This window comes from Sphingobacterium sp. B29, from assembly GCF_001952815.1.
Classification (GTDB): domain Bacteria; phylum Bacteroidota; class Bacteroidia; order Sphingobacteriales; family Sphingobacteriaceae; genus Sphingobacterium; species Sphingobacterium siyangense.
On the sequence record NZ_CP019158.1, the window covers coordinates 356,487 to 372,115 of the forward strand.

A 15,629-nucleotide genomic window follows, 5' to 3' on the forward strand; every position below is an offset into this window, starting at 1 on the left:
AAAACCTTAGAGAAGCATTTAGAAAGTCAAGATAGAATTTATCCATTCATTTCCTCGGTAAAAAGAAGAGTAGACAAACCGTCGAAATGAAAAAGGATTAAGGTCGACAGCTATTGTTAGTTTAAAAAAGAAAATAATTAGAAAAGTAATTTTGAAAACAGGAAGACTTTGAAGCAATTGTCATAAAGTCTTTTTTTAGCTTAAGAGGGCTAATACCATTTAGCTTTATATAAAAGTAACCAATTATGTGGAAATTAAAACAAAGTGTTCGCCTGATAATAGGGCGGGTATCGATCCGTTCGTCCTAAAACTATCCTATAAATAGCAGTGATGTTAAAGAAATTTTAAGGAATATATCGCAAAGTCAGCGAATCGAGATTCGACGATGCTGATATAGTAAAGTTTATAGAATAAATTCTAACCAATATATAATATCTTATGAAAACTAAACAAGCAGCGGGCTTTAGCTGGCTATTGTATCGATTAATCTGGGCTGTTGTCGGGCTAAGTTTAAGCGTTGTAAGTTGTAAAAATGATAAGCCTGTCAGTGTCAACGAGGGGATCCCTTTTGATCCTTCCCAACCTGTTGTCGTTTCTGACTTTGCCCCATCATCTGGCGGGGTAGGTCAACGTCTAGTAATCTACGGTAAAAACTTTGGTAATGACCCGAAGAATGTAGCGGTCTTTATCGGCGGAAAACAGGCTGTCGTTGTCAATGCCTTAGGAGAATCTCTGTATTGCCTTGTACCTAAACAGGCATTTAAGGGGGATATTGAGGTCCGCGTCGGTAATCAGGACAAGCAAGTTGTAGGTAAAGCTGAGAAAATATTCGATTATCAACGCAAGATGGTTGTGTCCACACTAGCGGGCTACAGAAATGCGCGTGGTGATGAACCCTGGCGGGATGGGAAATTCAAGGACGCAGACGAAAATAAAATGGCAAGCGGGTTTTGGGAGCCTTCTTTTATGAAGTTTGATCCTGCCAATCCTAAGCATCTTTGGATGACCTTTGACAATAATAATGGGTTATACCTTGTCAATTTTGAGGATAGTACCATCACGAAAAAACGTTCGGATTTTGATCGTCCACGTAGTGTTGATTTTACTTTAGATAAGAAGTATATGATTATTGCTGAGGATCGCGGCGGCGAGAATGACCGGGCAACATATCGCTTATCGCGTGACAAAAATTGGCAGGATAGGGAAGTTCTAACTACTTATAAACAGTGTAATGGCGCCTCAATCCATCCGGTGAATGGAGAGATGTATTTCAATAGCTATGAAAAGGGTCAATTTTTTCGATTTGACCTCAATAAATACTTTAGTGAAGGTTTAGGTGTCAAAGATTATGAAACGTTATTTGTTGTGCATGATCCACAATGGGAGTACAAGATTTTCATTCATCCAACGGGCAACTATGCTTATATCGTTGTCATTAATCAAGGCTATATTCTCCGTGTAAACTACAACTGGGAAAAGAAACGATTTACACAGCCCTACCTCGTATGTGGTCAAATTAGAGCGTATGGTTATCAAGATGGCGTAGGCTCTTCAGCGCGCCTAAATAATCCTTATCAAGGTGTATTTGTAAAAAATCAAGCCTATGTTGATGCAGGTAAGAATGACGCGTATGATTTCTATTTTACAGATCAGATGAATCATGCGATTCGGATTTTAACCCCTGAAGCAAGTGTTACAACCTTTGCAGGTAGGGGAAGTTCTAGCCTCAATAGTAATCCTTATGGCTATGTCAATGGGGATCTACGTTTAGAAGCACGTTTTGATCGCCCTTCAGGTATTGCCTATGATGAAGCTGAAGGTGCGTTTTATATTGGAGATCAAGCCAATCGTCGTATTCGTAAGATTGCGCTGGAAGAGATGGATCAAGCTAGCCAAAACCAATAAAATAAAAAGAATTATGAAAAGATTATTACTGCTATGTACGCTACTGCTCACGGTAATTGGCCTAACCATGGCCCAAGAAAGCGTGGAGGTTATTGGCCTTGTGTCCGATGTTCAGAAGACACCTATGGTTGGTGTGAGCGTGTCGGTAAAAGATGCTCCGGGATGGGGCGTGGTAACCGATAATAATGGACGTTATAAAATCAAGGTTGATCGCTATAAAACCCTTATTTTTTCTTCTGTTGGCTATCAAAAAAAGGAGGTTTTGGTAAAAGATAATTTGACAGTCAACGTAACCCTGCTGGAAGCGGAAACGAGTGTTTTAGATGAGGTTGTTGTAACGGGTACAGGTACGCAAAAAAGACTCACCTTAACAGGAGCTGTAAGTACAGTAGATGTGGAGACCATGAAATCAAATCCTACATCCAGCATTACAAATGCTCTCGCCGGAAATGTCCCTGGGGTGATGGCTATGATGCAGTCTGGTCAACCAGGTAAGAACATTTCTGAATTTTGGATACGTGGGATCTCGACTTTTGGCGGTGGAACCGCTGCGCTGGTGCTGGTTGATAATATAGAACGGGATATCAATGATATCAACATCGAGGATATTGCTACCATTACTGTCCTCAAAGATGCAGCTGTAACGGCAATTTATGGTTCTAAAGGAGCTAATGGCGTTATTTTAATTACAACCAAACATGGTAAAGAGGGTAAAATTAGCATCAATATAAAAGATGAAAATATCTACAATACACGTACCATTACGCCTGAATTTGAGGACGGTGTAACCTATGCAAACTTGCTGAATGAAGCACGTGTTACCCGGAACAATGCGCCGGTCTATCAGCCTGAGGAGCTCGAAATCTTACGGTTGGGCTTAGACCCCGATCTTTATCCGAATGTGAACTGGAAAGACCTGTTGCTCAAAAAAGGAGCGATGACTTACCGTGCTAATTTAAATTTAAGTGGAGGTGGACCAACTGCCCGTTATTTTGTGTCAGGAAGCTATGTTGATGAGGGCGGGATGTATAAAACAGACGAAGCTTTACGCAAGGACTATAATACAAATGCAAATTTTAGACGTTGGAACTATCGTCTAAATACCGATATCGATATAACAAAATCGACTTTGCTTAAGGTTGGTGTGGCTGGAGATCTCAGTAAAAGGAATAGCCCTGGACTAGGTGATGATTTCTTTTGGGGAGTATTATTTGGATATTCCCCCATAAGAACCCCAATAATGTATTCTGATGGCCGGGTACCTGCAATTGGCGAAGGCAATATGACAAATCCATGGGTAGTGGCAACACAAACAGGTTTCAATGAGAACTGGACAAATAAAGTACAGACCAATATTACCCTCGAACAGAATTTCGATTTTATTACAAAAGGTCTTCGTTTTCGTGGAATTGTCGGCTACGACACGTTTAACGAAAATAACATACAGCGACGAAAATGGCCGGAGCAATGGCTCGCCGAACGCGCAAGAGATGAAAACGGCGAAATAGTTTATAGACATATATCAGACCCGAGAGAAATGTACCAATACAGTCTATCCAAAGGAGACCGGCGTGAATTCTACGATATGATGTTTAATTATGATCGAAATATTGGCGATCACCATATTGGAGGGGTCGCTAGATTTACACGTGACGCACTTGTCAAAACGGTCGATCTCGGAGATGATATTAAAAACGGCATCGCGATACGTAATCAAGGGTTGGCCGGCGTGTGACCTACAATTGGAAATCACGTTATTTTGTGGATTTTAATTTCGGATATAATGGGTCTGAGAACTTTGCCATTGGTCAGCAGTATGGGTTTTTCCCTGCATTTTCAGGGGCTTGGAATGTTTCTGAGGAAACTTTTATCAAGGAAAATATGCCTTGGATGAACATGTTCAAGATTCGTTATTCTTGGGGTAAAGTGGGGAACGATCAGCTTAAAATTGGAAATGATCTGGAACGCTTTCCATATTTATATACAATTTCTGGTATTTCTAGTGTTTACAGATGGGGAGACTATGGTGTTGATCGGAATTATACGGGTTTAAGGTATAGTCAGGTTGCGTCACCTTATGTGACCTGGGAGATGGCTGTCAAGAAGAATCTGGGATTTGATCTCGCCCTCTTTAAGGATAAAGTTATCGCCAACTTGGATTTCTTTGATGAAAAACGGACCGGCATTTATATGGAGCGTAGGTATTTGCCAAGCTTGGTGGGATTGGAAAGTACACCAAGGGCAAATGTGGGAGCGGTTAAATCACGTGGTTTTGATGGACGTTTGGAGTACAAGGGAAAATTGGGCGAAGTTAATCTGACAGGACGAAGCAATATTACTTACAGTAAAAATGAAATTACGACGATCGATGAAGAAAATAATGTGTATGGTTATCAAAATCAAAAAGGCTACCGTGTAGATCAAGCTGTTGGATTGATCGCTTTGGGGCTTTTTAAAGACTATGATGACATTCGCAATAGTCCAAAACAAACCTTCGGAACCTACCAACCCGGCGATATTAAATACAAAGATGTAAATGGTGATGGTGTTATCGATGATGGCGACCGCGTTGCTGTCGGTGCAACTAGAAGACCTAATCTAATCTATGGTGTGGGGGCGTCAGCAAGCTGGAAAAATCTAGATATCAGTGTGCATTTTCAAGGTGCAGGCAAATCCACGTTCTTTACTTATGGCAAGACCGTATATGCCTTTAGCGAAGGAGAATGGGGCCAAGTAATGAAAGGTAGCATGGGCGATAATCGATGGATTTCAGCTGATATTTCTGGAAATCCAGCAACAGAAGATCCAAATGCTTCATATCCTCGCCTTAGTTATGGACCTAATCCGAATAATTTTCGGGAGTCTACCTTTTGGCTGCGTAACGGCCAATATCTTCGACTTAAAACGGTGGATATTGGTTATAGCTTGCCCAAACATCTGGCCAATCGTATCCGGGCAAATAGCATTCGATTTTTTGTCATTGGCAGCAATCTCGTAACCTGGTCAAAATTCAAATTATGGGATCCAGAACTGGCAAGCCCAAGGGGAGAAGATTATCCATTGCCAAAATCGTTCACTTTCGGTGTCAATGTTAACCTATAAAATTTAAAGAAATGAAAAATAAGAAATTATATATTGTATTCATGCTTCTGCTTGGCACAGGCGTCATTTCTTCTTGTACAAAGGATTATTTAAAGTCTGATCAATATTTCAAGGATCGCCTCACAACGGAGAAAGTCTTTAAAAGCAAGCTCTATTCGGAAGAATGGTTAGCAAATGTATTTTTAGAATTCAAAGGTGAAAATGCCGATGTGGCAAGTAAAGGGCTTACTCCGCATTGTTTTGCAGATGATATGTACTATGGTGATCGCGATAAAGATTATGATCCATCAAAAAATGAACTGTCCTACAACATGTTTAAGATGGGCCTCTATACGGAGAATGACAAACAGGGCACATGGGCGCAATGCTACCGTGGGATTCGGAATGCAACCACCTTTATTCAGAATATCTATATGAATACTGAAATGTCTGCTGCTGAAATTGCTGACTATCGCGGGCAGGCACGTTTTGCAAGAGCTTATTTCTACTGGCTTTTGCTTCGTAAATATGGCCCCATTCCAGTGCTGCCAGATGCGGGATTAGACTATACAGATAGTTATGATAATTTGGCGGTTCCACGTAATACATATGAAGAATGTGCCAATTATATCAGCACTGAAATGCTGCTGGCGGCAAAAGAAATGGAGGCTTTGGGTATGAAAAGAAGCCAAGATGGCTCCGCCCGTCCGAGTGTAGGTGCAGCTTTGGCAACGCGAGCTAAAGCCTTATTGTATGCAGCAAGCCCGCTGGCCAATGGTAATAATACAAGTATTGGGGCGAGGTTGATTGATAATAAAGGAAAACGTTTGCTGTCTGCGGAATATAACGAAGAGAAGTGGGCAAAAGCAGCGGCGGCAGCACGGGACGTAATGGAACTAGGGGTATATCAATTGTATTGGACAGGATTGCAAACAACAGGAAATGATGCTACAGTAGTACCACCAAAAGACAATAATTTTTCAGAAAAGAGCTGGCCCGATGGCTGGGCAAATATCGACCCGGCTAAATCTTATGCTCAGGTATTTGACGGTACGTTGCCAGCCTCTGGAAATCCTGAGTTAATCTTCACACGTGGTACCAATCAGGAGAACGAGGGGATTGATGCTATGGTTGCCCATCAGCTTCCGCGCTCGGCAACGGGATGGAACACACACGGGCTGACGCAAAAGCTTGTAGATGCTTACTATATGGATAATGGTTTGGATATACCGGGAATGGATAAAGAAATAGGTCGTGGAAATGGTTCAAATCGCTTGAGTGGCTATGTATCGCAAGAAGATTATGACAAGGGAAAATACAAGCCCTTGCGCCCGGGAGTCTCTTTACAGTATGCGAATCGCGAACCTCGTTTTTATGCTTCTGTTGCTTTCAATGGTAGTTTCTGGACGCTGTTGAATGAAACACAAGAGCGTAATCGGAACCAGCAGGTGTTCTATTATCGCGATAATGACAGGGGCAATGGGTTTAACTCGTCCAATGCTTATTGGCTTCGCACAGGTTTCGGTGTTAAAAAGTTTGTCCATCCCAATGATACTTATGAAGGGGGAAGTACGGCTCGTATCGTACCGAAAGCAGAGCCAGCAATTCGCTATGCGGATATTCTGCTCATGTATGCAGAAGCATTAAATGAGCTGGGTGGGTCCTACAGTATTCCATCTTGGCGAGGCGGTGTTTACACAATCAGCCGCGATATTGCAGAGATGAAAAAGGGGATACAGCCTGTACGGATTCGTGGTGGCGTGCCAGATTATAGTGCAAATGTATACAGTAGTAAAGTCGAGCTTAGAAAAACCTTGAAGCGCGAGCGCTTTATCGAGCTTATGGGAGAGGGCCAACGTTACTATGATTTGCGTCGTTGGATGGATGCTCCTGTTGAAGAGGCTTTACCCATCTATGGCTGTAATATTCTCATGAATCAAAAAGATCGGGATCTTTTTCATCAGCCAGTTGCGGTATGGGCTTTAAAAACCACTTTTGCCGACAAAATGTGGTTTTGGCCAATTAGTCATAGCGAACTTAAACGCAACAAAAACTTAACACAAAATCCGGGATGGACTTATAACGATTAACCAAATAGATGTTTTATGAACAAGTTATATATACAATTCATTCTATTGCTGATACCCTTCATTTTTGGAGCCTGCAATGATGAATGGAAGGAAGAACAATATGAACATTATATTTCTTTTAAGGCTCCTTTGGACAACAATGGAGTTTCCAATATTTATGTTCGCTATAAGGATGCTGCGAAGAGCACATTTTTACAGCCTTTGATTGTCAGTGGATCAACCAATAATGAATCAAATTTTGAGGTTCGAGTCGGAATTGATGCGGATACCTTAAATGTGCTGAATTTTGAACGATTTCAAAACCGAAAAGACTTTTATTACCAACAATTAAGCAGCAATTATTTTTCGTTTCCCGCGACAGTCAATATCAATTCGGGCGAAAACACGGGCTTACTGGCAATAGATTTCTCTTTGAAAGGCATTGATATGACTGAAAAATGGGTGTTGCCGCTGACGATTATGGATGATCCATCTGCAAACTATAAAGGACATCCTCGAAAGTATTACAAGAAAGCAATACTTCGGGTTAATCCATTCAACGATTATTCCGGCAATTATTCAGGTGCAGCTCTCTTAACTAGAATGGAGGGACAAGAAAATGAGACACCGGTCGTAAAAAGCGAAATCCGGAGTTATGTCGTCGATGAAAATACTGTTTTTTTCTATGCAGGAAATATTGACGAGGAAAGACAAGATAGGCGGAATTATAAGATATACGCAACCTTTACTAAGACGGGTACAGTGACTTTCCGTTCGGATAATCCTAATATTAAGTTTGTTGTGAACAAAGATGCAAGTTATACCATGTCAGAAGCAATGGATAAAGTACGGCCCTATTTGAAATGGCGTTGGCTTACAATCAATAATATCGATTATGAATTTACAGACTATACGATGATTCCCAATGTGCCAATCCGCTATAAAGTCGCAGGATCTCTCACTTTAGAACGAAAATTGAACACGCAGATACCTGACGAGGACCAAGCTATAGAATGGTAATTTCTACAAACCATTTGTAAGACTATTGGTTATATCTATGATATAAAAATAGTTTTATGATTGGAATAGTAGGTGGACTAGGCCCTTATGGCGGCTTGGATATTACGAAGAAAATTATAGATGAGACGGCGGCAAGATCCGATCAGGAACACTTGCCGCTCTTGTTATTCTCATGTCCAAATTTGATCTCTGACCGAACGGCGTATTTATTGGATAAATCCAATGTTAATCCCGGTAAGGCTATCGCTGCAATTTTAAGACAACTTGAAATGGCCGGAGCGACCATTGCGGCGATTCCGTCCAATACGGCACATGCAGAACCGATTTTTTCTGTTGTTCAAGATGAGATGGCTCGTGTGGGGAGCACGTTGAAGCTATTGCATATCGTCTATGAGACTGTCCGATTTGTAGACGAAAACTATCCCGACACGACAGTCGGGATTTTGTCTACCGCAGGAGAACAGATCTGCAGTTTATATCGGGAAGCATTTATTCGAAAAGGTTTCGTTGTTGTCGAGCCGGAAGGACCGCAGCAAGAGAAGGTAAATAATGCAATCTATGATGAAGATTATGGAATAAAGGCCCAACCCGTACCGATTGCCAATAAAGCAAGGGAAGATCTATTGTTGGTCATGGATGATCTGAAAAAGAAAGGAGCGCAGGTCATTATTTTGGGTTGTGCAGAGTTACCTTTGGCTATCCCTGAACGGGATTACAATGGGATGACTATCATAGACCCGAATAGAATTCTCGCGCGTGCACTTGTTCACGCGCTAGCTCCGGATAAATTAAAGCCACTGTAGTCCTCTCTTTTGACAAATTGTCAGATTTTGGGTTTATATTCCTGTTGGTATGGGTTTTGTCCTTGATAGTTAGAAGCTTATGCAGTAAGGAGGACAACATGCAAAAGATTATACATCGGGAAGGTGATCGTGGCCACGTCGATTTCGGCTGGCTGAAAAGTGCGCATTCATTCAGTTTTGGACAGTATCTTGATCCCGAAAGGATGAATTTTGGTGCCCTGAGGGTATTGAACGATGATCAGGTGGAAGGTGGTCAAGGTTTTGATCGGCATGGACACGACAATATGGAAATTGTTAGCATACCACTGGAGGGGGCACTGGCACATCAGGATAGTATGGGCAATGGCTGTACGATCCATACAGGAGATGTGCAGATTATGTCTGCAGGTACTGGTGTGCAGCACGCCGAGTTTAATAACGATCAGAAGAATCTTGTTAAATTTCTACAAATTTGGGTAATCCCCAACGAAATAGGGTTGGAGCCTAGATACAATCAGAAATCCTACCTTCAATTAGATCGGCACAATAAATTTGCAACGATTGTTTCACCGGATAAAATGGATAACAATGCTGTACACATACATCAGGATGCATATTTTAACTTGGCAGACATCGAGGCGGGTAAAAAGATAGAATATACTGTTCATTCGGAGCAAAATGGGCTTTATCTTTTTGTTTTGGAAGGAAAGATCGGCGTAGCAAATGAAACGCTATCAAGAAGGGATGCCATTGGTTTATACGAAACAGAAAAAATAGCGATTGAAGCTTACTATGATACATCATTACTGCTAATTGAAGTACCAATGTATTAGGTCGAAGAAAAGCTATTCTTTAATAGGGAGATCATTTGATAGATCTCCCTATTTTTCTTAAATTGGATGAAGAAGAAATAAACTCATGGATAGCCTATTACAACCTTTTGAATCGCGTGACGTTTTACTTATCATGTTATCAGTCTTAATAGGTCTGCTGATTGGGATTGAACGTGAATATCGCAATAAATCCGCGGGTTTGAGGACGTTTATATTGGTGAGCTTTGGATCTTGTCTTTTTACTATTCTTTCATTAAAAATTGGATTGGCAAATCCAGATCGATTGGCGGCAAACATTATTACTGGTATCGGTTTCCTAGGAGCAGGCGTGATTTTCAAAGAAGACAATAAAGTAAGTGGTATAACGACCGCTACGACAATTTGGGCTGCAGCTTCTTTGGGTATGTGTGTTGGTGCTGGATATATATTTTTAGCGTTTATTGGTGTAGGCTTGGTTCTGATGATTTTAGCGCTGCTAACTTATTTGCAAACCTATATTGACAATTATCACAAGATAAAAGACTATGAACTGCAGACCTCATCTGAGGCAGATTTTGAACATACCGAGCAGTTAATCCGAAGCATGGGCTTTAAGGCAGTCATTGTCAGTCAACGCTATAACAAAGAAAGTTTGAATACAATTTGGCGATTGACGGGAAATGTGACCAAACATCGGGAGTTTGTAGAAACGGTACGCCGTGATAGGCAGGTCGTGGCTTATCAATATTAGCAAGCTTTAGGATGAGCTGAAATGTATTAGGAAATGATAGCTATATTATGAGTACAGTTAAAATTGAAAAAGGACAGGCTTTTTGGTTAGCGGATCCCCAGGAACATGACTTCCCCGCAGCTTGCGATTATTTGGAGCTTTTATTTGTTCCGGAAGAATGTAAGGCCTTTGTTGAAAACTTAGAGGAGCAACTACGATAAAAAAGAAATCCAAGGATATTTTGCGGGCTAGTGCACTTCCGCTGCTTCCTGATACCAATCGCCACGTCAAGGAAAATCTAAGAAAGATCAAGAAGAAGGAAAAGTTATCTCCAATTCTGTTGGTTCGGGCAAATGGGAAACTTATCATAGCAGATGGTTACCACCGCTTATGTGCCAGTTATTATTTTACCGAGGATCTTGATGTGTCTTGTCGTTTGGTTTAACTATTCGTCATCATCCGTTTCCTGAGCTGGGGATATTTTCTGTAATAAACTGTTTACCTCGTCCTCCGTCGCTGTTAACTTGGCTTTACAGACTTGAATGAGGTCAGAAGCCCTTTTGATTTTTCCCGCGAGCTCATCAATATTTGTTGTGCCATTTTCAATTTCCCTTACGATTGTTTGCAATTCGTTAAAGGCGTCTGTATAGGTATAATTCTGTTCCATTATGATATGCTTTCTTTAAAATTTGTGTACCGATGGCCAAATTAAGCCTGGTTCGCATCCAGACCTTCTTTCGGAGATTTATCCGTTACAGTACTGGTAAGTTCGCCATATTCGAGTATCGTCTGTATCACATCGCCCGGGGATACCTGTGTCACCGACTGCAGTAGTTTTCCGTTAACCTTAGTAATTGAAAAACCTTGTTTCAATAACCGAATTGGATCAGAGAGTTGAATAATTCGCTCGGTATGAGCCAAAGCCGTCTTGTGCTCGTAAAGCCGTAATTTTATCAAGGAGTTCAGCTCATGTTGAAATTGCTGAACAGCGGCTCTCGAGGTTTGAATTTCCCTTTTGCCAATCCATTGTATATGTGTTGCGAGCTGAGATAGTACATTGCGCTCTTCTTTAAATCGGGTAAGAATGAGTTGTTGTATACTTTCCGTTGCCTTATCAACTGGAATAGCAAAGTTATGAAACTTCTGAATCAGAAAATCGGCTAGCTCACTGGGAGTGATCGCGTTTTTATAGGCGACCATTTCGCTAACCGTGTAATTCGTCGAATGTCCAATGCCCGTCAATACAGGGATTGGGAAGATAGCGATAGCACGTGCCAATAAGTAGTTGTTATAACTGGAAAGCCCAACCTCACCACCTCCTCCACGTATGATGGCGACGATATCGTACTTGTCGATTTTTTCAGCAATAACTGCAAGCTGATTGATAATAGAAGGTACTGACTTGTCTCCTTGTAATAATGCCGGAAAGAGCGTGCATTCTATGCGGTAACCCCAAGGGTTTTGATTAATAATTTTGTAAAAATCAGAAAGTCCCTTACTTGTTTCTACTGAAATAATCGCCAATCTTTTGGGAACCACCGGAAAGCCCAATAATTTATTGGACTCATATATGCCCTCTGCTTTCAGCTTTCGAATACTGTCTAACTTCTCCTTTTCAAGTTCACCTAAGGTAAAAGTCGGATCAATATCAACAATGCGCAAACTTAATCCGTACATGGGATCATAGGAAATACTTGCCTGAAATAACATCGTGATCCCTTCTCGCAAAGGTTCTTGGGCGACTTTAAGAAAATTGTTGTTGATACGATTGTAATCAGCTTTCCATAAGATGGACCGAATTTCAGCGACAATTTTACCATCCTGTTTCTCAACCAGTTCAGGATAACAGTGGCCAGAATGCGTATAATGATTGAGCTTGTTCATTTCGGCTTTGATCCAGTACAAACTCTTATACCGCTCCGCAAGTGTCTTTTGGATACTGCGGCTGACTTCCAGCAAGGAAAATATTGTTTTATCTTGAATCAATTCTGGCATTAGTCAAACTTACAGAAAAAACCTTCATGATGCAATCCGGGGATGGTTGAATCTGCTATGACCAAAGGGAGACAGTATTTATTAACCCCGATAGTCAAGTCGAGTAACAAAATTGATTTTTTTTCGAGCGAGTATATTCCTTCGTTATTTAATTCGTATTTTTATTTGATAGAACCTAAAAAACGATAAAAGCAGAATGAAAAAACGATTTTTTGGGGCTTTATTTGCAGGTTTGTTCTGTATTAGCCCCCTGTTTGCTCAATATAAGTCTACAATTAAGAACGAAACGATACTGTTTAATAACCTCGATCAGTTGCTGCCTTTAGAAAACCTGGATCAACTTCGTATTGCAGTTGTCGTTCCTAACGCTGCAAAATATGCGATGTTCACAGAACAGTTGGCCCGCTATGCAAACATCAAAATTTTTGATTTTAATAAATTTGATGAGGACATCAAATATTATAACACCGTTATTGTTGCTGGAAAGGAAGATGACTTAGATGCAGCTTGTCTAGCACAGTTGAAGCAGGCCGTATTAAACAATAAAAAAGTTATCCTTTGTCATTTTTTTGAAAATGAAAAGAGCAAAAAGAGTTTATCGGAGTATCCTCAGTCTGATTTGATCGAATTGCTTGCTCCTTTTTCAGAGATTGGACAGCGTCAGATGGCAATGTCTATTTTTGGTGGGATTCCTATAACCGCCGGTCATGTCAAAACCACACAGACAAGGCTGCAATATGGCGCTGCATCAAGTTCTAATCTGAACCTGACCAAATTGACGAAGAAAATTGATGCCATTGCACAAGAAGCCATCGATAAGCAAGCAACACCGGGAGCTGTTGTCATGATCGTGAAAGACGGGCAAGTACTCTTGGAGAAATCTTATGGATTTCACACATATTCCAAAGATATTCCCACAAAAACAACTGATATTTTTGATCTCGCATCTGTCAGTAAGATTGCTGGTACTACTCCTGTGATTATGCGTCTTACCGAGCGGAATATTATTAATTTGGATAGTACCATGGGACATTACCTATGGCAGGCAAAGTATACCAATAAAAAGGATATCAAGCTTCGTTCCGTCATGTTGCATGAAGCAGGATTTACACCTTTTATTCCCTTCTATAAATATCTGAAAGTTGGAGACGTTGTTTCGGTCCGCGATGATAACCATCAAGTAAAAATGGCCGACAATAGCTATATCCTCAATAATTATTACCGCGATGTTATGTGGCCCGAGATGCTAAAATCACCTGTAAAACCCACTGGAAATTATGTGTATAGTGATATCAGTATGTACGTGATGAAGGAAGTTGCAGAACATCAGACCGCTGAACCGCTGCAAGATTATGTGCAGGAGAACTTTTACAGGCCATTGGGGATGACGCGTGCGGGTTACCTTCCCCGAGAGCGTTTTGAAAAGAATGAAATCGTTCCTACCGAGCAGGATACCTCCTTTCGGAAAACATTACTAGAAGGCTATGTACACGATCAGGGTGCGGCAATGGCTGGCGGTATTGCCGGGCATGCCGGATTATTTGCTACAGCAAATGATTTGGCAATTTATGGTCAACTGTTATTGAATAGAGGAGAGTACGGGGGGGAGCGCTACTTTAAAACCGAAACAATAGATTTATTTACCTCCAGGCAATCGACAAGCAGTCGTCGGGGCTTAGGTTTTGACCGTTGGGATCCAAACCCAAAAAATGAATATCCATCTAAGTTAGCAAATAGCTCTGTATTTGGACATACTGGCTATACAGGGACATGTATCTGGATTGATCCACAAAATCAACTGATCTATATCTTTTTGTCTAATCGCGTACATCCTCAGGTGAGTACTAGGCTGTTGGATCTAAATATCAGAAGCAGGATTCAGGACGCTATTTATGAAACGATCAATGAAAGTCAAAAATGATAAAAGGCCCACTATTACTTGGACTAGCAATGACGACACTCAACAATGTTGGATATAGTCAAGACTATAAACAGATACACCAAGATTTGGTGGTCGTCGACGGACACAATGATGTGATTTACGAATCCATTTTCCAGGGGAAAAATATTGGTCAGCGAATAAGTACGGGAGCTACTGATTTACCGCGACTGCGGGAGGGAGGTGTCGATGTGCAGGTATTTGCTGTGTGGTCCGATGATGCGAAGTGGAAATCCGGGGCATTTAAGCACGCAAATGACCAGATAGATGCATTGGAAAAGATAATTGCGGCGAACACCGATAAAATAAGTTTGGCAAAATCTTCACGTGATATCGATTCGATCTTAAAAACGGGAAAAATAGTCGCTTTGATTGGGGTTGAAGGCGGAAATATGATTGAGGGAAGTGTTGATCATTTAATGCGACTCTATGAGCGTGGTGCCAAATACCTCACTTTGACCTGGAACTACAATTTGTCCTGGGCGAGTTGTGCAGCTATGGAGTCAGGTCGTATGGATCCCAAGGATAAAGGGTTGACGGCAAAAGGTCGAGCAATTATTCGGAAGATGAACAAATTAGGGATGATGGTTGATCTGTCGCATGGAGGAGAGCAGACTTTCTATGATGTGCTGGCGATAACGACCAAACCGATCTTGGTGTCCCATAGCAACGCCTATGAATTATGTCCACATTTCCGCAATCTGAAAGATGCACAATTGGAAGCTTTGAAAAAAAATGGGGGCGTTGTTGGTGTCAATTTTTATTCAGGTTTTTTGGATCCGGCCTATGAAACAAGGCTTAAGGATTTGTATGTGGGTAAATTTGGTGATAAGGGGGATACAAAATTGAGTACTTGGTCTATGTATGAAAAGTTGCCAAAAGAACTTCAACGGCAAGCCGATGCTCCACTGTCGAAATTATTGGATCATATCGACTATTTGGTCAAAAAAGTGGGTATTGATCATGTTGCTGTAGGCTCGGACTTCGATGGCATAGAATCCTCACCCCAAGGTCTGGAAGATGTTTCTAAATTTCCACTACTGACCAAAGCGCTGTTGGAGAGAGGTTATACAAAGACAGATGTTGCGAAGATCATGGGACAAAATTTTTTGCGGATCTTAAAAGAAAATGAAGAATAAACACTTCGGTTTTTTTAAGGTTTGTGAGTAAGGTTCCAGTATACACGCAGCATTGTTGACGGATTGTTAAAATAGTGATGTGGTATATAGTAATATACTGTATATTGACTTAAGCCGCCATAGGAGTAGCATTATGGAAAGGCTGATCAGTCCGTGC

General features: G+C 41.1%; 14 protein-coding genes. 12 read left to right on the top strand and 2 right to left on the bottom strand.

The genetic code is table 11. The features are described 5' to 3' along the window. Positions 1-438 precede the first annotated feature (438 nt). From BV902_RS01630 to BV902_RS27635, 10 genes are all read left to right on the top strand, one after another. Positions 439-1,905 (top strand): IPT/TIG domain-containing protein, encoded by a 1,467-nt coding sequence (locus BV902_RS01630; RefSeq protein ID WP_075990487.1) that lies wholly within the window; start codon positions 439-441, stop codon positions 1,903-1,905. 13 nt (positions 1,906-1,918) lie between these two features. Beyond that, positions 1,919-3,640 carry a SusC/RagA family TonB-linked outer membrane protein gene (locus tag BV902_RS28350; RefSeq protein ID WP_216640418.1) on the top strand — a complete coding sequence of 574 codons (1,722 nt, stop codon included), beginning with the start codon at positions 1,919-1,921 and terminating at the stop codon, positions 3,638-3,640. Between the two features lie 26 nt (positions 3,641-3,666). Next, positions 3,667-5,007 carry a SusC/RagA family TonB-linked outer membrane protein gene (locus BV902_RS28355; RefSeq protein WP_216640419.1) on the top strand — a complete coding sequence of 447 codons (1,341 nt, stop codon included), beginning with the start codon at positions 3,667-3,669 and terminating at the stop codon, positions 5,005-5,007. A gap of 11 nt (positions 5,008-5,018) precedes the next feature. Continuing rightward, the gene (locus tag BV902_RS01640; RefSeq protein WP_075990488.1) at positions 5,019-7,076 is read left to right on the top strand and encodes a RagB/SusD family nutrient uptake outer membrane protein; all 2,058 of its coding nucleotides are present in this window, start codon (positions 5,019-5,021) and stop codon (positions 7,074-7,076) included. 15 nt (positions 7,077-7,091) lie between these two features. After that, complete coding sequence (locus BV902_RS01645) at positions 7,092-8,075, top strand: DUF4973 domain-containing protein (RefSeq protein WP_075990489.1); 984 nt, start codon at positions 7,092-7,094, stop codon at positions 8,073-8,075. Positions 8,076-8,131: 56 nt separating this feature from the next. Continuing rightward, positions 8,132-8,878, top strand: coding sequence for an aspartate/glutamate racemase family protein (locus BV902_RS01650; RefSeq protein ID WP_075990490.1), 747 nt, complete (start codon positions 8,132-8,134; stop codon positions 8,876-8,878). Positions 8,879-8,976: 98 nt separating this feature from the next. Next, positions 8,977-9,690, top strand: coding sequence for a pirin family protein (locus BV902_RS01655; RefSeq protein ID WP_075990491.1), 714 nt, complete (start codon positions 8,977-8,979; stop codon positions 9,688-9,690). 85 nt (positions 9,691-9,775) lie between these two features. Further along, entirely contained in the window at positions 9,776-10,420 is a 645-nt protein-coding gene (locus tag BV902_RS01660; protein WP_075990492.1) for an MgtC/SapB family protein, read from the top strand. 47 nt (positions 10,421-10,467) lie between these two features. Beyond that, entirely contained in the window at positions 10,468-10,620 is a 153-nt protein-coding gene (locus BV902_RS27630; protein ID WP_216640420.1) for a hypothetical protein, read from the top strand. Between the two features lie 20 nt (positions 10,621-10,640). After that, complete coding sequence (locus BV902_RS27635) at positions 10,641-10,844, top strand: hypothetical protein (protein WP_216640421.1); 204 nt, start codon at positions 10,641-10,643, stop codon at positions 10,842-10,844. On the opposite strand, the gene xseB is transcribed toward BV902_RS27635, so the two are convergent. Both xseB and xseA read right to left on the bottom strand, forming a co-directional pair. After that, positions 10,845-11,066 carry an exodeoxyribonuclease VII small subunit gene (xseB, locus tag BV902_RS01670; protein ID WP_075990493.1) on the bottom strand — a complete coding sequence of 74 codons (222 nt, stop codon included), beginning with the start codon at positions 11,064-11,066 and terminating at the stop codon, positions 10,845-10,847. It lies immediately after the preceding gene. 41 nt (positions 11,067-11,107) lie between these two features. Further along, complete coding sequence (xseA, locus tag BV902_RS01675; protein ID WP_075990494.1) at positions 11,108-12,394, bottom strand: exodeoxyribonuclease VII large subunit; 1,287 nt, start codon at positions 12,392-12,394, stop codon at positions 11,108-11,110. A 196-nt stretch (positions 12,395-12,590) separates the two neighbouring features. Here xseA and BV902_RS01680 point away from each other — a divergent pair, with 196 nt between their 5' ends. Both BV902_RS01680 and BV902_RS01685 read left to right on the top strand, forming a co-directional pair. Beyond that, on the top strand, positions 12,591-14,315 hold the full coding sequence (locus BV902_RS01680; protein ID WP_075990495.1) for a serine hydrolase domain-containing protein: 1,725 nt from the start codon (positions 12,591-12,593) through the stop codon (positions 14,313-14,315). Further along, complete coding sequence (locus BV902_RS01685; RefSeq protein WP_075990496.1) at positions 14,312-15,472, top strand: dipeptidase; 1,161 nt, start codon at positions 14,312-14,314, stop codon at positions 15,470-15,472. Before BV902_RS01680 ends, BV902_RS01685 begins: the two co-directional genes overlap by 4 nt. Positions 15,473-15,629 lie beyond the last annotated feature (157 nt).